Genomic DNA, 18,987 nt, shown 5'->3' on the forward strand with positions numbered 1-18,987 from the left:
GCAGGGGTTGTCAAAAGGGCGGGGGCGGACCTAGATCAGGGCAAACGCATGAAAGAGGTTTTCCGATGGTCCTGCCCCTGCCCCGCCCCGTCTTCGATGCCAATGCTAGTGCAGGGGGCCTCGGGAAGCTTCCGGACTGGGACCTGAGCGATCTTTACGCCGCCCCCGATGCACCCGAATTTGCGCGTGACATGGGCTGGCTGGAAAAGGCCTGCGCCGATTTCGCCGCCCGCTACGAAGGCAAGCTCGCCGGGCTTGACGCGGCGGCGCTTCTGGCCTGCGTACGGGACTACGAGGCGATCGACATCACCGCCGGACGGATCATGTCCTATGCGGGCCTGCGCTATTATCAGAACACGATGGACAGCGAACGCGCCAAGTTCATGGCCGACGCGCAGGACAGGGTCACCGCCTTCACCACGCCGCTGGTTTTCTTCAGCCTGGAATTCAACCGGCTGGACGACGCCCATCTTGAAGGCCTTCTGGCCGCGAACGCCGATCTGGCGCGCTACAAGCCGGTCTTCGACCGGATGCGCGCGATGCGCCCGCACCAGCTTTCGGACGAGCTTGAGAAGTTCCTCCACGATCAATCGACCGTCGGGGCCGCCGCCTGGAACCGGCTGTTCGACGAGACGATGGCCGGGCTGACCTTCACCGTCGCGGGCGAGGCCGAAGAACTGAACCTCGAATCCACGCTCAACCTGCTGACCGATGCGGACCGCACGAAGCGAGAGGCAGCCGCCCGCGCGCTCGCTGCCGAATTCGACAAGCATATCAAGCTCTTCGCGCGCGTCCACAACACGCTGGCCAAGGAAAAGGAAATCCACGACCGCTGGCGCAAGATGCCCACGCCCCAGCATGGCCGTCACCTGTCGAACCATGTCGAACCCGAGGTGGTGCAGGCGCTGCGCGACGCGGTGGTCGCGGCCTATCCCAAGCTCAGCCACCGCTACTACCGGCTCAAGGCGAAATGGCTGGGGCTGGAGCGGCTTCAGGTCTGGGATCGCAACGCGCCCCTCAACCTCGAGCCGCCGAAGACGGTGGACTGGGACAGCGCCCGCCGGACGGTGAGCGAGGCCTATGCCGCCTTCTCTCCCCGCATGGCGGAACTGGCCGAACCCTTCTTCACGAAAGGCTGGATCGACGCGGGCGTGAAGCCTGGCAAGGCGCCCGGCGCCTTCGCGCATCCGACCGTGACGACGGTGCATCCCTATGTGATGCTGAACTATCTGGGCAAGCCGCGTGACGTGATGACGCTGGCCCATGAACTGGGCCACGGCGTGCATCAGATTCTGGCGGCGGGACAGGGCGAGCTTCTGTCCTCCACCCCGCTCACGCTGGCCGAAACGGCTTCCGTCTTCGGCGAGATGCTGACCTTCCGCCGCCTTCTGGAGGGCGCGAAGACCCCGGCGGAACGGAAGACCCTGCTGGCGGGCAAGGTCGAGGACATGATCAACACGGTCGTGCGCCAGATCGCCTTCTATGATTTCGAATGCAAGCTGCACGCCGCCCGCGCCGAAGGGGAACTGACGCCGGACGACATCAACGCGCTGTGGATGAGTGTTCAGGCGGAATCGTTGGGCGATGCCTTCGATTTCATGGACGGCTACGAGACCTTCTGGGCCTATATCCCGCATTTCGTCCATTCGCCCTTCTACGTCTATGCCTATGCCTTCGGCGACGGGCTGGTGAACGCGCTCTATGCCGTCTACGAAAGCGGCCTGCCGGGCTTTGAAGAGAAGTATTTCGAGATGCTGAAGGCGGGCGGATCGAAGCACCACAAGGACCTGCTGGCCCCCTTCGGGCTGGATGCCAGCGATCCGAAGTTCTGGGACAAAGGCCTGTCGATGATCGCGGGCTTCATCGACGAGCTGGAAGGGATGGAGGGCTGAGACCGGGCCCGGACCGGAACAGGAAGGGGGGCTGTCTGCCCCCCTCTTTGGCTTCGCCAAATTCACCCCCCGAGGATATTTCCGGACAGAAAATGAAACCGGGAATCGGATCGTATTTTCTGTCGAAAAATATCCTCGGGGGTGAGCCGCCGCAGGCGGCGAGGGGGCGGAAAGCCCCCTTTTGACCCGGGTCAGGCGCGATGGCCCGCCGCGCGCACCCGTTCCAGCACGTCCTCCACGAGCGTCTCGGACATCGCGTTGACGCACTGGATGCCGAAATACCAGTAAAGGAAGCGGCCGTGCGGCCAGTTGCGGCGCATCGCCTTTCCGATGGCCCGGTCCACCGCGCCGGCCCGGTGGCAGGGCACCGCGTTGTGGTGAAAATCCGCCCGGCCGCACAACACCACGGGTTTGCGGTGGAACATCGCCTCGATTCCCACGGCCGAATTGATCGTCACGACGCAGTCGCAGGCGGCGAGGATGTCGTGGATGTTGGCGTCCATCACCTGCACGCGGGCATCCTTGCGGGCAATACGGTGGAGGAATTCCCGCGTTTCGGGGTCCAGATCGCGGGGATGGGGCTTGATCACGATCGGGCGCGGATCGTCGCGGGCGATCACCGCGCCGACCATCTCGCGCAGGCTGAGGTAGCAGGTTTCCGCCAGATCGCGATGCGCCTCGGATTGCAGGAAGACGGCGATGCAGCCCGAAGGCACGGGCGCCACGTCCTGGGGCTGGTCATAGCGCGAGACGCGCGCGGCGACGAGCCGCTGGCGCTGGCGGGCCATGAAGGCGCGGGCGGCCTGGCCGTCGACGGTGCCTGCGTCGAAGGGCATTGCGGCGATCGACGACAGCGCGCGGATGCCATGCGGATCGAGGTTCCAGAACGGGTAGACATAGGCGATGCCCGCGTTCAGGACGCGGGGGTGCTGTATCCGACCGTGATCCACGATGTGAAACGCCGTATCGGCCGCCACCTCGCCCTCGATCCGGTCACGGTCATGGCGGATCAGCCGGACCGCGTGGCCCGCCTCGGCCAAGCCGTCGGCCAGACGCCGGTAGAAGGGTTTCAGGCGCGCGGGGTCCTGCAGCTGGCTGTCGGGAAGGTGCAGGACGAATTCACCCATGCGCGTCAGGCCGACCGCATGCCTTCGGGGGTGGGGATGTCGCCTGCCACGGCGAAGACACGGTCGATCATCGCCTGCGTCCCGCGCGAGAATTCCAGCGGGCAGGGATAGGCCGTGCCCTGCCGGACCGACCGGCAGAACGCCTCGACCTGGAGCTTGTACTGCCGCACCGCCGGGAAGCGTTCGATGGTGACGACCTGGCCGGGGCGGTGCAGTTCGATCTGCGCGATGTCATGGGTGCCGGCGTTGAACGGGGCGGGGGCCACGCGCAGCATGCCTTCGCTGCCCTGGAAGGTGACTTCCTGCCGCGGGAAAAGCCGCATCGAGGTCATCGCGGAATAGGTGAAACGGCCCGCAGGTCCCTTCATGTCGCCGGTGACCTGCGCCCAGGTGTCGACGCCGTTCTCGCGCACGATGCGCGCGGCGAGGCTTTCCATCATGGGTTCGGCCCCGGTGGCGAAGCGGACCGAGCCGTAGGTGTAGACGCCGATGTCGCGGATTCCCCCGCCGCCGGTTTCCGGGCGGTTGCGGATGTTGCCGGGATCGGCCCGGTTGTCATAGGAAAAGGCCGCATCCACATGCGCCACCCGGCCGATCGCGCCTTCGGCGATCAGGTCGCGGGCGCGTTGCCACTGCGGGTGATGAACGATCATGAAGGCCTCGGCCGCCAGAAGGCCGCGGGCGTCACGCGCAGCGATCAGCGTGTCGATTTCTTCGGCGCGCATCGCGACGGGCTTTTCACACAGCACATGCTTGCCCGCGGCAAGCGCCTTCAGCGTCCATTCGACATGCAGGTGATTGGGCAGCGGGATGAAGACAGCGTCGATTTCCGGATCGGCCAGCAGCGCGTCGTAATCGGCAAAGACGCGAATGGCTGGCGCGAAGGCGCGGAACGCGTCGGCCCGCGAGACGTCCGAGGTGGCGAGGGCCGCGAAGACGGCGCCGTCGGCTTCGTTGATCGCCCGCGCCATATGTGTCAGCGCGAATTTCGCCGCCCCAAGCACGCCCCATCTGACCGGTTGCATCGCCGCCCCTCCTGTCCTGTCGCCGCCCGCAAGGCTAGCGGGCGCGCGGTCCGGCTGCAATGGCCCGCGGCCCGCACGGCACCGGCTTCAGTCGCCAGTCACCAGCCGTCATTCGCCAGCAGTCAATCGTCGGTCTGGCCGTTCGCGGCATCCGGCGGCGACCCGGTCAGGTGGCGCATGATGCACCACAGGATCAGCGCCAGATACCCGAGATCGAAGACCAGCAGCGTGATCCACGGGTAGGACAGAAGCGCCGCCACCAGCGCGACCGCCGCCAGCACGATGTAACGGACGTTGTCGGCATAGAAGGTCAGCTTCTTGAACGACGGGGTCTCGAAGGTGGCCACCATCAGCCAGGCCACCGCCACCAGCCAGAGCGCAATCAGGGGTTCCAGCGCGGGCTTGCCGGTGCCGAAGGTATTTGCCAGAAGCATCGGCAAAAGGACCAGAAGCGCCCCCGCGGGCGAGGGCACGCCGCGAAATACCGTGCCATCGCTGTCTGGCTCGCGCGCGCCGATGTTGAAGCGGGCAAGGCGCATCGCGCAGGCCACGGCATAGATCAGCGCACCGATCCAGCCTTCGCGCGTCATCACGTCCTGAAACGCCCAGAGATACAGCACGACCGCCGGGGCCACGCCGAAGTTCACGAGGTCGCAGAGGCTGTCGAGTTCGGCGCCGATCGAGCTTTCGCTTTTCAGAAGCCGCGCGATGCGCCCGTCAAGCCCGTCGAGGATCGCCGCAAGGATGATGAACCCGACCGCAAGGCCGAAACGCCCGTCGATCCCCCATTTGATCGCCGTCAGCCCGGCGCAGAGCGCGCCGATCGTCAGCAGGTTCGGCAGGATCTGGGCGAGGTGAAGCTTGCGGCGTTCGGCCATCGGTCATTCGACCTTCACGCTGCGGGGGCTGTTGCCGCGGCCGATCTCGGCCAGGACCGTTTCCCCGGCCACCATGGTCTGGCCAAGGCCGACCAGCGGCTCCACGCCGGGCGGCAGGTAGACATCGAGACGCGAGCCGAAGCGGATCAGGCCAAAGCGTTCGCCGGTGCGCAGCCCGTCGCCTTCGCGCGCGAAGGGCACGATGCGCCGGGCGACGAGCCCCGCGATCTGCACCACGACCAGCGGGCGGCCATCCTCCATCCGGATCAGCAGGCTGTTGCGTTCGTTGTCCTCGGATGCCTTGTCGAGCGAGGCGTTCAGGAACTTGCCGGGGCGATAGGCCATCTTTTCCAGCGTGCCGGCGATCGGGGCGCGGTTCACATGGCAGTTGAACACTGACATGAAGACCGACACGCGGGTCAGCGGTTCGGCGGGCAGGCCCAGTTCGGCGGGCGGCACGGCGGGTTCGATCAACGAAACCACGCCATCGGCGGGCGAGACCATGATCCCCTTGCCCTGCGGCACAGCGCGCTTTGGGTCGCGGAAGAAATAGTAGCACCAGACAGTCAGCCCCAGCCCGATCCAGCCCAAAGGCTGCCAGAGCCAGAACAGAACCAGGGTCACCAGCCCGAAGACCGGCACGAACCGCCACCCTTCCGGGTGCATCGGCTTGAGGAATGTGTCACGCATTTTCATGCCACGCCCTCTAGCGCCACGGCGGGCTTTCGGCAATGGAAAAGGCTATCCGGCGGCTGCGGCATCCTTGGCGGGCGGCTGCCGGGCAGGGCTTTGGGCGCTTGGCTTTCTCGCCGTCCGGCTTCATCGGCAGCGCAGCACTTGCGGGAAAAACCTTCATCGTCGCACGGCGCCACGGACCGCTTCGGATCACAACGGAAAGGGGGCAGCCCCTGACGGGCCGCCCCCTCGCCTTGCGGCATCTCATCCGTTTCAGACCGGCACGGTCATGCCCTTGCCGCGTGCCAGTTCGCGCATCTTTTTTTGCAGCTTCTCGAAGGCGCGCACCTCGATCTGGCGGATGCGTTCGCGGCTGACGCCGTAGCTTTCCGACAGGTCCTCCAGCGTCACGGCGTCTTCCGACAGGCGGCGCTGCACCAGGATGTCGCGTTCGCGTTCGTTCAGCACCGACATGGCCTGTGCCAGCAGTTCGCGCCGCAGTTCCAGTTCGTCGCGCTCTGCATAGTCGGCGGCCTGGTCGCTGTCTTCGTCCTCGAGCCAGTCCTGCCACTGGCTGCTGCCTTCGCCATCCGAACCGATGGTCGCATTCAGCGATGCATCGGACCCCGACAGGCGGCGGTTCATCTCGATCACCTCGTCCTCGGTCACCGAAAGGTCCTTGGCGATCTGGGCGACGTTCTCGGGGCGCAGGTCGCCGTCTTCCAGCGCGCCGACCTTGGCCTTGGCCTTGCGCAGGTTGAAGAAAAGCTTTTTCTGCGCGCTGGTGGTGCCCAGTTTCACAAGGCTCCACGACCGCAGGATGTATTCCTGGATCGAGGCGCGGATCCACCACATCGCATAGGTGGCAAGGCGAAAGCCCTTTTCGGGGTCGAACCGCTTGACGGCCTGCATCAGGCCCACGTTCGCCTCGGAGATCACCTCGGCCTGCGGCAGGCCATAGCCGCGATAGCCCATGGCGATCTTGGCCGCCAGGCGCAGGTGGCTTGTCACCAGACGGTGCGCGGCCTGCGGGTCCTGATGATCGACCCAGGCCTTGGCCAGCATGTATTCCTCTTCCGGCTCCAGCAGGGGAAACTTGCGGATTTCCTGCATGTAGCGGTTAAGCCCCTGTTCCGGGCTCGGTGCGGGAAGATTGGTATAGGTGGTCATGTCGATGCCCCTCCTTGTCCTTGCGTGCCTCGCGCCCCGCAAGGACCGTGCAAGATAATGCGCCCGGTCCCGTGCTGCAAGATGCCAGCCACGTTACGGGCTTTTCACGTCAGATGGGCAATCCTCCGTCGCATGTGAACGATTATTACATGGCGGTCACGCGAATGTCAGGCGTGCGGCACCCGGAGCAACGCCTCGGGCGCCGCCTGCGCGTCAGTGCGAGGCCACCGCCTCCTGTCGCTGGGTGCCCAGACCCTGCACCGTCAGTTCCATCACGTCACCGGGCCGCAGGAAGCGCTGCGGCTTCATCCCCAGACCGACGCCCGAAGGCGTGCCGGTGGCGATGATGTCGCCCGGCATCAGGCGCATGAACTGGCTCATGTACGAGACGATCGCGGCCACGCCGAAGATCATGTCGTCGGTGTTCGAGGATTGCACCACCTGCCCGTTCAACGACAGGCTGAGGTCAAGCGTCTGCGGATCGGGCACCTCGTCGGCCGTCACCAGCCACGGGCCCACGGGGCCGAAGGTGGGGGCGGATTTGCCCTTCATCCACTGCCCGCCCCGTTCCATCTGGAACGAGCGTTCAGACACGTCGTTGATCGTGCAGTAGCCCGCCACGCAGGACAGCGCCTCGGCTTCTGTGACGTATTGCGTCTCGCGGCCGATGACGACGCCCAGTTCCACTTCCCAGTCGGTCTTTTCCGATCCGCGCGGGATCACCACCGGGTCGAACGGCCCCGAAAGCGACGAGGCCGCCTTGGAAAACAGGATCGGTTCCTTCGGCGGTTCCATCCCGGTTTCGGCGGCGTGCTTGGCATAGTTCAGGCCGATGCCGTAGAAATTCGGCACAGAGGCCAGGCAGGCCCCGATCCGCCCCGGATTTTCGACAACCGGCAGGCTGGCCACGTCCAGCGCGCGGATCCGGTCCAGCGCCGCAAGGGACACATCCGCCCCGGCGAAATCGGCCACCTTGCCCGAAAGGTCGCGGACCCGCCCCTCGGCATCCAGAAGGCCCGGCTTTTCCTGGCCCGCAGGCCCGTAACGCAAGAGTTTCATGTGGCGTCTCCCTTGTTGGTCGTGGTGTCTTTTCCGGGCGTCTCGGTCGCGACGACACGTCGGATGTCGTCGGCAAGATGCCCTAGATGGCGTTCGATGGCCATCCGCGCCGCCACCGGATCGCGGGCGCGCAGCGCATCGAGGATGCGGCCATGTTCCTGCAGCACCCGGTCGCGGGCGCGTTTCTGCCGGGCGGCCAGAAAGCGCGCATGCCAAAGCCGCTGCAGAAAGGCGCGATGGGTTTCGGCCAGCGCGCGGTTGTGCGACGCCTCGGCGATGGCGGTGTGGAAGGACATGTCGATCTCGAACATGTCGAGCGGGTCGGTTTCGGCAAAACGGTCGGCCATCGTGGCCAGGATCCCCGCGATGCGGTCCAGATCGGCACCGGTCGCGGCGGTGCAGGCGAGTTCGGCCGACAGCTTTTCCAGCGCGATCAGGACAAGCGTCTGGTCGGCCAGGTCCTTGACGTTGGGGCGGGCCACGATGGGGCTGCGCGAGGGGCGCAGTTCCACCAGCCCTTCCTTGGCCAGGATGCGGATCGCCTCGCGCATCGGCGTGCGGCTGACGCCAAGGTCGCTGGCGTTGTCGCGTTCCTTGATCGGGGCGCCGGGCGGCAGCGTTCCGCGCAGGATGTCCCGGCGCAGGCGCGTCGCGATCTGTTCGGCAAGAACCGTTTCCGTCATCAAGGCCCCTGTCGGCGATCCCCGGCGATATCGGCCCCCAGAACAGAGCCATTCCGGCGGGCGCGTCAAGGGCAAGCGGCGCAAAATGGTATACCACGGGCGGCAGACGGTTGATCCGCCGCCGGTTTCCGGGGATGGTCCGGGCAAGGGTTGGCCATCGCGCGACCGGAACGCCCCGGCGCCCGTGCTGGCACGAAGGGAGGATGGGATGAGACTTCAGGGCAAACGGGCCTTTGTCACGGCGGCGGGTCAGGGGATTGGCCGCGCGATTGCCGAAGCCTTCGCGCGCGAGGGGGCGCATGTGGTCGCGGCGGATCTGAACGGCGCACTGCTGGAAGGGCTTGAGGTGGCCGAGCGTCTTGCGCTTGATGCAACCGACGCCGCGGCGCTGAAACGCGCGGTGACAGAGGCGCGGCCCACGGTCCTTGTGAATTGCACCGGCATTGTCCATTCCGGCACCGTGCTGGAGGCAACCGACGACGAATTCGACTTTGCCATGAACCTGAACGTGCGGCCGCATTTCCATGCCATCCAGGCCGCCCTGCCCCACATGATCGCCACGGGGGGCGGGTCGATCATCGGCATCGCCTCGGTCGTGTCGTCGATGCTGGGGGTGCCCAACCGGTTCATCTACGGCCTGTCGAAAGCCGCGGTGATCGGGCTGACGAAATCGGTGGCGCGGGACTATGTTACAAAGGGCATCCGCTGCAACTGCATCGCCCCGGGCACCGTGGACAGCCCCAGCCTGCACGACCGGCTGCGCGCCACCGGCGACTATGACGCCGCGATGACTGCCTTCGTCGCGCGCCAGCCGATGGGCCGCCTTGGCCGGGCGCACGAGATCGCCGATCTGGCGATCTATCTGGCCAGCGACGAAAGCGCCTACATGACCGGGCAGAGCCTTGCCATCGACGGCGGCATGACGCTCTGAGCGATGCCCGCGCGGCCTCAGCCCCGCCCGATGAACGGCATGTTCGTGGCCATCACCGTCATGAACTGGACGTTCGCACCGGGGGGCAGGCTGGCCATGTAAAGGACCGACCGCGCCACATCGGCCACGTCCATCACCGGTTCCACCGCAATGGACCCGTCGGCCTGCGGCACGCCCTTCGTCATCTGCGTCACCATCTCGGTCAGGGCGTTGCCGATGTCGATCTGCCCGCAGGCGATGCCGAAGGGGCGACCATCCAGGCTGATCGTCTTGGTCAGGCCGGTGATCGCATGCTTTGACGCGGTATAGGCCACCGAACCGGGGCGCGGCGCATGGGCCGAGATCGAGCCGTTGTTGATGATCCGCCCGCCCTGCGGGGTCTGATGGCGCATCACGCGGAAGGCGGCGCGGGCAGCGATGAAGCTGCCGGTCAGGTTCACGTCGATCAGTTGCCGCCAGTCATCGATCGGAACCTCGTCGATCGTGGTCCCTTTCAGCATGATGCCCGCGTTGTTGAACAGGACATCAAGCCGCCCCCAGGCCGCGACCGCCCGGTCAAAGGCGGCATCGGCCTGCGCCTCGTCGGTGATGTCGCAGGGCAGGATCAGCGCGCGGTCGTGCCCGCCCGCGGTTTCCTCCAGCGCCTCGGCCCGGCGTCCCAGAAGGCCCACCGGCCAGCCCGCATCCAGAAAGGCGCGGGCGGTGGCGCGGCCGATACCGGACCCGGCCCCGGTGATGATGATCGTCTTCATGGCAGTCTCGCTTTCGGTCTGCCCCCCGCCGGACGGCTGCAGCCGTTCCCGCGGGGGGCCGTTTCAGTGATTGTCGCGCGGCAAGGTGCGACCGATCTTCTGATAGGCCGTGGCCAGCTCAAGACAACCGCCATCGGCCAGTTGCCCCACATGGGTGCGGTAGATTTCCTGCCAGGGGGTCTGGTGCACGATCTCGGGCGGGGTCCAGGCGTCGATCCGCGCCTGCCATTCCGCCGGATCGACCAGCGCGTTCATGGTCGAGGCGTTCAGGTCCAGCCGCACCCTGTCGCCCGTGCGCAGATGGGCCAGCCCGCCGCCCACCACGCTTTCGGGGCTGGCGTTCAGGATCGAGGGGCTTTCCGACGTGCCCGACTGCCGCCCGTCGCCCACCGTCGGCAGGTGCTTGATCCCCTGCCGGATGATCGCGTCGGGTGGCTGCATGTTCACCACCTCGGCCGAACCCGGATAGCCCACGCATCCAACCCCCCGGATGAACAGGATCGTGCGTTCGTCGATCTGCAGCGCCGGGTCGTTGATCCGGTCGTGGTAATCCTCGGGGCCCTCGAAGACCACCGCGCGGGCCTCGAACACGCCCTCGTTGCCCGGTTCCGACAGGAAGCGCGCGCGGAAGTCGGCGGAAATCACGCTGGTCTTCATCAGAGCGCTGTCAAACAGGTTGCCCGACAGCACCTTGAACCCCGCATTCTGCCGAAGCGGCGCGTCGTAGGGCGTGATCACCGCAGGGTCGAGGCTTTCCCATCCGGCCAGGTTTTCGCCCATCGTGCGGCCCGTCGCGGTCATCGCGTCCCGGTGGATGCGGTGGGCCTTCATCAGCTCGCCCATCACCGCAGGCACGCCCCCCGCGCGGAAAAAGCTTTCGCCCAGATATTCGCCCGCAGGCTGCATGTTGACCATCAAGGGAACGTCATAACCGATGGCTTCCCAGTCGCGCACGTCGAGCTCAACGCCCACATGGCGGGCGATGGCCTGAAGGTGGGGCGGGGCGTTCGTGGACCCGCCGATCGCGGCATTCACGACGATGGCATTCTCGAAGGCGGCCCGCGTCATGATGTCAGAGGGCTTCAGATCCTCCAGCACCATCTGCACGATGCGCTTGCCCGTTTCGTAGGCCATCGCCATGCGTTCGCGGAACGGCGCGGGAATGGCCGAATTCCCGGTCAGCGACATGCCCAGGGCCTCGGCCATCGCGTTCATCGTGCTGGCCGTGCCCATCGTGTTGCAATGGCCAAGCGACGGCGCCGAGGAACAGACCCGGCGCATGAATTCCTCATAGTCGATCTGGCCCTCGGCCAGAAGGCGGCGGCTTTCCCAGATGATCGTGCCCGATCCCGCGCGCTTGCCCTGCCACCAGCCATCCAGCATCGGCCCGCCGTTCAGGGCAATCGCCGGAAGATCCACCGTCGCCGCCCCCATCAGCAGCGCGGGCGTGGTCTTGTCGCAGCCCGTGGTCAGCACGACGCCGTCGATCGGATAGCCGTGCAGCACCTCGACAAGGCTGAGATAGGCCAGGTTGCGGTCCAGCGCGGCGGTCGGGCGCTTGCCGGTTTCCTGGATCGGATGAACCGGAAACTCCATCGGGATGCCGCCCGCCTCGCGGATGCCCGCCTTGATCCGGTCGACCAGAAAGACGTGGATCTTGTTGCAGGGGGCAAGGTCGCTGCCGGTCTGCGCGATTCCGATGATCGGCCGTTCGCTTTGCAACTCGGCGCGGGTGTATTCGTGATTCTGGTAACGCTCCAGATAAAGCGCGGTCATCCCCGGATTGTTGGGGTTGTCGAACCATTCCTGCGACCGGAAACGCCGGTTGGCGCGCGTGTCTGACATCTTGTTCTCCCGTTGGCCCTGCCCCGCCACATCCGGGCGCCAGTCCTCGGCAGAGGATTCCCATTTGGTATACCAAATGCAAGGACAAAGCGCGGCGCCCCGATGGCCGGAATTCCGCGCCGGTCAGATCCGCCTTGCCGCAGCGAGCCAGCCGAGGGTGGCCATCGTGTCGCCGCCGGGTCGGTATTCGGCACCCAGCGGGCGATCCCAGCCGAGGCCCGCGATGACCTGAAACAGGCGGGGGTAATCGACCGCGCCGTGATCGGGCGGGCCGCGATCGGGAACGGCGGCGAACTGGATATGCCCGACCTTTGGCAGCAGCGCCCGCAGTCGCGCCTCGACCGCGCCCTCGGTCCGCCCGACGTGATAGCAATCGAACATCAGATTCAGGTTCGGCGCGCCGATTGATTCAATTATTTCAATTGCCTGCGCGGTATTCTTCAGAAAATAACCGGGCGCGTCATGGGCATTCAGCGGTTCGATGACGATGGCGATCCCGAACGGCGCGGCCGCCCGGCAGGCGTGGCGCAGCGCGCCTTCGAAACTGGCACGCGCCGCCGCCCCCGATGCGTTTCCCGCCATCACATGCACATGCCCCGCCCCCACGGCGCGGGCATAGGCGATGGCCTCGTCGATGGCCTCAATCGCCTCGGCCTCGCGCCCGGGAAGGGCCGAAAGGCCGAAGTCGCCTGCCGCCGGATCGCCGCGCCGGGTGTTCAGCCCCAGCAGGGCAAGCCCGGTTTCCCCAAGCGCCGCCCGCACCGCGCCGGGGTCGGTGTCATAGGGCCAGTGGCATTCCACCGCGTCGAAACCTGCCGCAGCGGCGGCGTGGATGGCATCGGGCAGGGGCAGGTCGGCCCAGAGGAACCCGAGGTTGGCCGAAAACCTCATGCGCCGCCGCCCTGCCCCCGCAGTGCGTCGATCAGCGCGGCCATGTCGGCCGGGACCGGGCTTTCGAATTCCAGCCAGTCGCCGCTGACCGGATGTTCAAAGCCCAGCGTCGCCGCATGCAGCGCCTGCCGGGGAAAACCGTTGGCCAGATCGGCCGCCGCCTCGCCCACCGCCTTGGGTGCGACCTTGCGGCGCCCGCCATAGGTCTGGTCGCCGATCAGCCCGTGACCGGCATGGGCCATGTGAACCCGGATCTGGTGCGTGCGCCCCGTTTCCAGCCAGCAATCGACCAGCGCGGCCACACCGTGCAGCGGTTCGACCACGCGCACCCGCGTGATCGCGACGCGGCCGCCCGCCTCGACCACGGCCTGCCGCTGGCGGTCGGTCTTGTGGCGGGCGATCTGGGTGGCGATGCGGATCACCCCGCCGGGTTCGAACCCCACCCCGCGCACGCCGCGCAGGCGCGGGTCGGCGGCATCGGGAACGCCGTGGACGACCGCCAGATAATGCCGGTTGACGGAATGGGCCTCGAACTGGGCGGCAAGACCGTGATGCGCGCGGTCGGATTTCGCCACGACCAGAAGCCCGGAGGTGTCCTTGTCGATCCGATGGACGATGCCGGGCCGTTTCGCCCCCCCGACCCCCGACAGCGTGTCGCCGCAGTGGTGCAGAAGCGCGTTGACCAGCGTGCCCGACGGCGTGCCCGGTGCCGGGTGCACGACCATGCCCACGGGCTTGTCGATCACGATCAGGTCGTCGTCTTCCCAGACGACCGACAGGGGGATGTCTTCCGGCAGGGCGTCGATGTCTTCGGCGGGGCCGAGGGCGATATCATAGACCTCGCCTTCGGCCACGCGGGTCTTGGGATCGGTCACGGGCTGGCCTGCCCGGCTGACCGCGCCTTCGGCGATCAGCTTCATCAGCCGCGACCGCGACAGCGACGCTTCCTCTGGCACAAGTGCGACGAGCGCCTTATCAAGGCGTTCGCCGGGCAGGTCGTCGCCCACGGTCACACGGATCATTGCCCCCTCGGGGCCGGAAAGGGATGCCATGGATGACACTCCGCAGGATGGCGAAAGGCTGCCGCCCAGCCTGACGTTTCTGAAATGGCTGGTGATCGTTCTGACGCTCACCATGATCGGGGGTGTCATAACGGTCGTTGCGCTGATTGTCACCCGGATGCCGCAGGCCTTTGACCGCGGGCCGGTCATGCCTTCGTCGATCACCCTGCCCGAAGGCGCCCGCGCCACCGCCTATACCCAGGGGATCGGCTGGTTCGCCGTGGTGACCGAGGATCAGCGGTTGTTGATCTTCCGCGAAGACGGCACGCTTCGGCAGGAAATCCCGTTGGGCGGGATCACCCCCTGACTCTGCGCCCAACCGCTGACCCGGACGACGGCCGGAGCCGCGGGACGGGCTTGACAGGTCGTGCGGCTTGGCCTGCCATGGCGGACCAGAGGCAGCACGGGAAGGAAGGGCCGGGCATGGCCGACACCCCTGAAGGCAGATCGGTTTCGCGACGCGATCTGGTGCTGTTGCAGCGCCAGGTGCTGCAACGCGAACTGCCCGTTCGCGTCGTCACCTCGGGCCTTGGTTATCTGCTGTCGGGGTTGTTCCTTCCAGGCTGGGTCATCCTGGCCTGCATCATCGTCCACCTGACGTTCGAGGCGATCGGCGACCGGGCGATGCGCGATCTGGACCCCGATGCCGAACCGCTGCGCCATGCCCTTGCGCTGGCGGCGATCTTCATCGTCGAACTGGCCTTCACCGCGCCCGCGGCGCTGATCTGGCACCACCCCTCGCCCTATGCCAAGGCCTTTGCCGTGGGTCTTGGCACGGCCACGGTGATGCATCTTTCCACGATCCGGGCGATCTATCTACCGATCGGGCGCGCGGGCATGGCGGCGGTGACGCTGGCCGCGATTGCAACGAACACGGTGTTCTGGTGGCAGAAGGGCGAAGGCCCGTTGAGCCCCGTGGCGATCTTCAGCCTGCTGTGCATCCTCGGCACGATCTCATATGGCCTCGGGGCACTGTCATCGAACCACGAACTGCACCGGACCAATGCGCAGGAAAAGGCCCGCGCCGAGGCCGCCAACGAAGCCAAGACCCGGTTCATGGCGCAGATGAGCCATGAATTGCGCACGCCCCTGAACGCGATCCTCGGACTTGGCCGGGCGGAACTGGCGCGCAGCACCGACCAGACCAGCCGGGAACGCCTGTCGGTCCTGATCGCCTCGGCCGAGGGGCTGGCTACACTGCTGGACGACATCCTTGACGTGACCGCCGTGGACGAAGGGCGGCTTCCGCTGCGACCGGCCCCGACGGACCTGCGGGCGCAACTGGCGGCGACGGTCGCACTGTTCCGCCCCGCGGCCGAGGCCGCCGGGGTGGCGCTGTCGCTTGACGTCGCGCCCGAGGTTCCGGGCATGGCGATGCTGGACGCCAAGAGGCTGCGGCAATGTCTGACCAACCTTCTGTCGAACGCGCTGAAACACACTACCGAGGGCGAGATTGTCCTGTCGGCCAGCGTTCAGGCGCCGGCGACGGGCGTTGCCGCGGCGCCGATGCTGCGGATCGACCTGACCGATACAGGCACGGGCATTGCGCCGGACCTGCGCGAACGGCTGTTCCAGCGCTATGTCACCCAGGACAGGACCGGCCACGGTCGCGGGCTTGGGCTTTCCATCTCGCGCGGGCTGCTGCGCCAGATGGGGGGCGATCTTGCGCTGGCGCCATTGACCGGCGCGCCCGGCACCGGCGCGCATTTCGTGCTGACCCTGCCCCTGGAACCGGTCGCCCCGGCCGAGGCGAGCGAAGCCGGAGGGCGAGATACCGAAGGGCGAGATATGGGCGAGAGTGCTTCGGGCGGGAGCGGTTCCGGCAGGAGCGGTTCCGGCGGGCGGGAACCGGCCACCGGGCCAGATGCGCGGTTGCACGGCTTGCGCGTCCTCGTCGTCGACGACATCGCATCGAACCTGATGGTCGCGCGGCACATGCTGGAACAGCTGGGCTGCGGGGTGTCCGAGGCGCGGTCGGGCACCGCTGCGCTTGGGCTGCTCGGGCAGGACCCGGCCGGGGTCGTGCTGCTGGATCTGAACATGCCGGACATGGACGGGACCGCGACGCTGGCCGCCATCCGCGCCCTGCCGGGCGGTGGAAACGTGCCGGTCCTGGCGATGACCGCCGAAACCGGAGCCGCCGCCAGCGGGCACCTGCCCGATCAGGGTTTTGACGGGTTCGTCGGCAAGCCGGTGGAGGCCGCGATCCTGAGGGCCGAGCTTCTGCGGGTGCTGTCGGCCCGCGCAAGACCGGATGCAATCAGCGGTTGAACCACGGTCTGCATGCGACATCGTCGCTGGCAAATCAGGGCTGGACCTCTGCGGCGGCACGTCGCAGCATGGGGGGCCGATAGAACCGGAGAACCGCCATGCTGGATGCCTTTCAGGCCCGCGACGCCACCGACCTGGCCGCGCGACTGGCCTCGGGCGAGGTCACCCCGACCGAGATGCTGGAGGCCGCGCTGGACCGGGTGGCCCGGCTGAACCCGGCGCTGAACGCGGTGGTCCTGATGCAGGAAGACATCGCGCGCCGGTCGATCGCGCGGGGCTTGCCGCACGGGCCGTTCCGCGGCGTGCCCTTCCTTCTGAAGGACCTCGGCTGCGAGGCGGTGGATTTCCCGTCGCACAACGGCTCGCGTCTTCTGGCGAACACGACCTACGGCAGGGACAGCGCCATCTTCGACCGCATCCGGGCGACCGGCGTCGTCACCTTCGGCCGCACCACCAGCCCCGAGGGCGGGATCGGGGCCGCGACGGAAAGCGCGGTCTATGGCGGGCCGACCCGGAACCCCTGGAACCCCGACCGCACGCCCGGCGGGTCGTCAGGGGGCGCGGGGGCGGCGGTCGCCGCGGGGATCGTGCCCTTTGCCCACGGGTCCGACGGGGGCGGTTCGGTCCGTATCCCGGCCTCGTGCTGCGGGCTTTTCGGCTTCAAGCCCACCCGCGCCCGCCTGCCCGACGGGCCCTATGTGGGCGAAGGCTGGGCCGGAATGGCGATCGACGGCTTCCTGACCTGGTCGGTGCGCGATACGGCGGTGATGCTGGACGCCTGCGCCGGGGCCGATCCGGGGGCGCCCTACTGGGCCCCGCCCCTGCGCGCGGGCCATGCGCAGGCGATCAGCCGCCCGCCGCGCCGCCTGCGGATCGGGATCTGCGACTCGACCTTCACCGGCGATGCAATCCACCCCGAGGTGGCCCGCGCCGTGCGCGAGGCGGGCCGCCTTCTGGAAAACCTCGGCCACGAGGTCGTGCCGCACCTGCCGCGGGCCGATGTGCCGATGATGATGCGGGCATGGACCGATATCGTGGCCGTTGGCACCGCGCTTGGCATCGGGAAGGCGCTGAAGGGGCGCGCTCTGAGTTCCGATCTGGTCGAAGGGGTCGGGCGCGGCGCGGTGGCCCATGCCGGCACGCTGCACCCCACCCGCTATCTTGAAGCGGTGGGCGAGATCCACGCCTTCGGCCGTCAGATGGCGGCGGAATTCGGCCCAGAGGGCGGTGGCGCGGGGATCGACATCCTCTTGTCGGCCACACTGGCCGAACCGCCCGCGATGGTCGGCCGCTTCGCCCACCGGACCGAGGATTACGTGGCCTACCGGATCGGACCCGAGGGGATCTTTGCCTACTCCCCGTTCTGCGCGGTGTTCAACGCCTCGGGCCAGCCCGCGGCCTCGGTGCCGCTTGGGATGACGGGCGACGGGTTGCCTGTGGGTATCCATCTGGCGGCCCCCTTCGGCACGGACGAAGAACTGATCGCGCTTTGTGCAGAACTGGAACGGGCCGCCCCCTGGGCAGGCAGGCGGCCCGATGTTTCGGCCCTGATCTAGGGGAAAACGCTTGCATCACGGGGATCGAGCCGAAAATATGATCAAAATACACAACTGAATCACCTCAAGGTGATCGGATGACAGGGAGACGTGCCGGTGAACGATATCGCCGTGGAGGCCCGAAACGCCGTCAAGACCTTCGGACAGGGGGACCATGCCGTCAGGGCGCTTGACGATGTGTCGGTAACGATCCGCAAGGGAGAGTTCTTTACCCTTCTGGGGCCTTCGGGCTGTGGCAAGACCACGCTTCTGCGCCTGATCGCGGGATTCGAGATGCCCACCGGCGGGCAGATCCTTCTGGACGGGGCCGACATCACCGACCTGCCGCCGAACAAGCGCCCGGTGAACACTGTGTTCCAGTCCTATGCGCTGTTTCCGCATCTGACCGTCGCGGAAAACGTGGGCTTCGGGCTGGAAATGCTGAACCGCCCCAAGGCCGAGGTGCGGCAGACGACGGAACGGATGCTGGCGCTGGTCAAGCTCGAGGCGCTGGCCGGGCGCAAGACCAGCCAGCTTTCGGGCGGCCAGCAGCAGCGCGTGGCCCTGGCGCGGGCGCTTGCGCCGCAACCCAAGGTGCTGCTTCTGGACGAACCGCTTTCGGCGCTGGACCTGAAGCTGCGCAAGGAGATGCAGACCGAACTGAAGCGGCTTCAGCATGAAACCGGGATCACCTTCATCTTCGTCACCCATGACCAGGAGGAAGCGCTGACCATGTCCGACCGGATCGGCGTGATGAGCGCGGGAAAGATCCAGCAGATCGGCAGCCCGCGCGACATCTACACCCGGCCGGTGAACCGCTTCGTGGCCTCGTTCATCGGGGAATCGAACTTCCTTCCGGCGACGATCGTCCAAGGCGCGGCGCGGCTCGGGTCGGGCCATTCGCTCGCGGTCGAGGGGCTGACCCCGGTTGACGAGGGCCGGAAGGTGACGCTGGCGGTGCGCCCCGAACAGGTGCGGCTGACCGCCGAGGACGAGGCCGATACGATCCGCGCCACGGTGCGCGATCTGGTCTATTTCGGCACCGACACCCATTGCCACCTGATGCTGTCGGATGGCGAGGAGGTGGTGGCGCGGCTGCAAAGCCCGGCCTCGGGCGACGCGGGCCTGTCCGAAGGGCAGATCGTGGGCCTTCGCCTTGCGCCCGGCGCGGTGCAGGTTCTGGGGGACTGAG

Annotated in this window: 17 protein-coding genes; 6 read left to right on the top strand and 11 right to left on the bottom strand. The window is 67.2% G+C overall.

Annotation, left to right across the window (positions count from 1 at the left end; all coding sequences use genetic code 11):
- The first annotated feature begins 65 nt into the window (after nt 1-65).
- Nucleotides 66-1,892: a M3 family oligoendopeptidase gene (locus E7811_RS02100; protein WP_136392937.1), complete on the top strand. Its 1,827-nt coding sequence runs from the start codon at nt 66-68 to the stop codon at nt 1,890-1,892.
- A gap of 191 nt (nt 1,893-2,083) precedes the next feature.
- Here the strand turns inward: E7811_RS02100 and E7811_RS02105 are convergent, their stop codons facing one another.
- The 7 genes from E7811_RS02105 to E7811_RS02135 form a co-directional block, all read right to left on the bottom strand.
- A complete protein-coding gene (locus E7811_RS02105) occupies nt 2,084-3,019 on the bottom strand; it encodes a capsular polysaccharide export protein, LipB/KpsS family (protein ID WP_136392938.1) in 936 nt (311 codons plus the stop codon).
- A gap of 5 nt (nt 3,020-3,024) precedes the next feature.
- Nucleotides 3,025-4,044: a Gfo/Idh/MocA family protein gene (locus E7811_RS02110; protein ID WP_136392939.1), complete on the bottom strand. Its 1,020-nt coding sequence runs from the start codon at nt 4,042-4,044 to the stop codon at nt 3,025-3,027.
- A gap of 122 nt (nt 4,045-4,166) precedes the next feature.
- Nucleotides 4,167-4,922, bottom strand: a complete 756-nt coding sequence (gene pssA, locus E7811_RS02115; RefSeq protein ID WP_136392940.1) for a CDP-diacylglycerol--serine O-phosphatidyltransferase — start codon at nt 4,920-4,922, stop codon at nt 4,167-4,169.
- Between the two features lie 3 nt (nt 4,923-4,925).
- Entirely contained in the window at nt 4,926-5,618 is a 693-nt protein-coding gene (locus E7811_RS02120) for a phosphatidylserine decarboxylase (protein ID WP_136392941.1), read from the bottom strand.
- 252 nt (nt 5,619-5,870) lie between these two features.
- On the bottom strand, nt 5,871-6,767 hold the full coding sequence (gene rpoH / locus E7811_RS02125; RefSeq protein ID WP_136392942.1) for an RNA polymerase sigma factor RpoH: 897 nt from the start codon (nt 6,765-6,767) through the stop codon (nt 5,871-5,873).
- A gap of 213 nt (nt 6,768-6,980) precedes the next feature.
- On the bottom strand, nt 6,981-7,826 hold the full coding sequence (locus E7811_RS02130; protein ID WP_136392943.1) for a fumarylacetoacetate hydrolase family protein: 846 nt from the start codon (nt 7,824-7,826) through the stop codon (nt 6,981-6,983).
- A complete protein-coding gene (locus E7811_RS02135; RefSeq protein ID WP_136392944.1) occupies nt 7,823-8,509 on the bottom strand; it encodes a GntR family transcriptional regulator in 687 nt (228 codons plus the stop codon). The genes E7811_RS02130 and E7811_RS02135 overlap by 4 nt, the downstream gene beginning before the upstream one ends.
- Nucleotides 8,510-8,717: 208 nt before the next feature.
- Here E7811_RS02135 and E7811_RS02140 point away from each other — a divergent pair, with 208 nt between their 5' ends.
- Nucleotides 8,718-9,440 (top strand): SDR family oxidoreductase, encoded by a 723-nt coding sequence (locus E7811_RS02140; protein WP_136392945.1) that lies wholly within the window; start codon nt 8,718-8,720, stop codon nt 9,438-9,440.
- 17 nt (nt 9,441-9,457) lie between these two features.
- Here E7811_RS02140 and E7811_RS02145 read toward each other — a convergent pair whose 3' ends face one another.
- The 4 genes from E7811_RS02145 to E7811_RS02160 all read right to left on the bottom strand — a co-directional run bounded on the left by E7811_RS02145 (nt 9,458) and on the right by E7811_RS02160 (nt 13,980).
- Nucleotides 9,458-10,192 carry an SDR family oxidoreductase gene (locus E7811_RS02145; RefSeq protein WP_136392946.1) on the bottom strand — a complete coding sequence of 245 codons (735 nt, stop codon included), beginning with the start codon at nt 10,190-10,192 and terminating at the stop codon, nt 9,458-9,460.
- 63 nt (nt 10,193-10,255) lie between these two features.
- Nucleotides 10,256-12,037: an IlvD/Edd family dehydratase gene (locus E7811_RS02150; RefSeq protein ID WP_136392947.1), complete on the bottom strand. Its 1,782-nt coding sequence runs from the start codon at nt 12,035-12,037 to the stop codon at nt 10,256-10,258.
- Nucleotides 12,038-12,160: 123 nt separating this feature from the next.
- Entirely contained in the window at nt 12,161-12,928 is a 768-nt protein-coding gene (locus E7811_RS02155) for a hydroxypyruvate isomerase family protein (RefSeq protein ID WP_136392948.1), read from the bottom strand.
- Complete coding sequence (locus E7811_RS02160) at nt 12,925-13,980, bottom strand: RluA family pseudouridine synthase (protein WP_136392949.1); 1,056 nt, start codon at nt 13,978-13,980, stop codon at nt 12,925-12,927. The genes E7811_RS02155 and E7811_RS02160 overlap by 4 nt, the downstream gene beginning before the upstream one ends.
- Here E7811_RS02160 and E7811_RS02165 point away from each other — a divergent pair.
- The 4 genes from E7811_RS02165 to E7811_RS02180 all read left to right on the top strand — a co-directional run bounded on the left by E7811_RS02165 (nt 13,979) and on the right by E7811_RS02180 (nt 18,986).
- A complete protein-coding gene (locus E7811_RS02165) occupies nt 13,979-14,296 on the top strand; it encodes a DUF6476 family protein (protein WP_136392950.1) in 318 nt (105 codons plus the stop codon). The genes E7811_RS02160 and E7811_RS02165 overlap by 2 nt on opposite strands.
- Before the next feature lie 116 nt (nt 14,297-14,412).
- A complete protein-coding gene (locus E7811_RS02170; RefSeq protein ID WP_168732902.1) occupies nt 14,413-16,260 on the top strand; it encodes an ATP-binding protein in 1,848 nt (615 codons plus the stop codon).
- 98 nt (nt 16,261-16,358) lie between these two features.
- On the top strand, nt 16,359-17,816 hold the full coding sequence (locus E7811_RS02175) for an amidase (protein WP_136392952.1): 1,458 nt from the start codon (nt 16,359-16,361) through the stop codon (nt 17,814-17,816).
- A 96-nt stretch (nt 17,817-17,912) separates the two neighbouring features.
- Nucleotides 17,913-18,986 (top strand): ABC transporter ATP-binding protein, encoded by a 1,074-nt coding sequence (locus tag E7811_RS02180; RefSeq protein WP_136392953.1) that lies wholly within the window; start codon nt 17,913-17,915, stop codon nt 18,984-18,986.
- Nucleotide 18,987: the final 1 nt, after the last annotated feature.

The organism is Aliigemmobacter aestuarii (assembly GCF_004799285.1).
GTDB lineage: Bacteria > Pseudomonadota > Alphaproteobacteria > Rhodobacterales > Rhodobacteraceae > Aliigemmobacter > Aliigemmobacter aestuarii.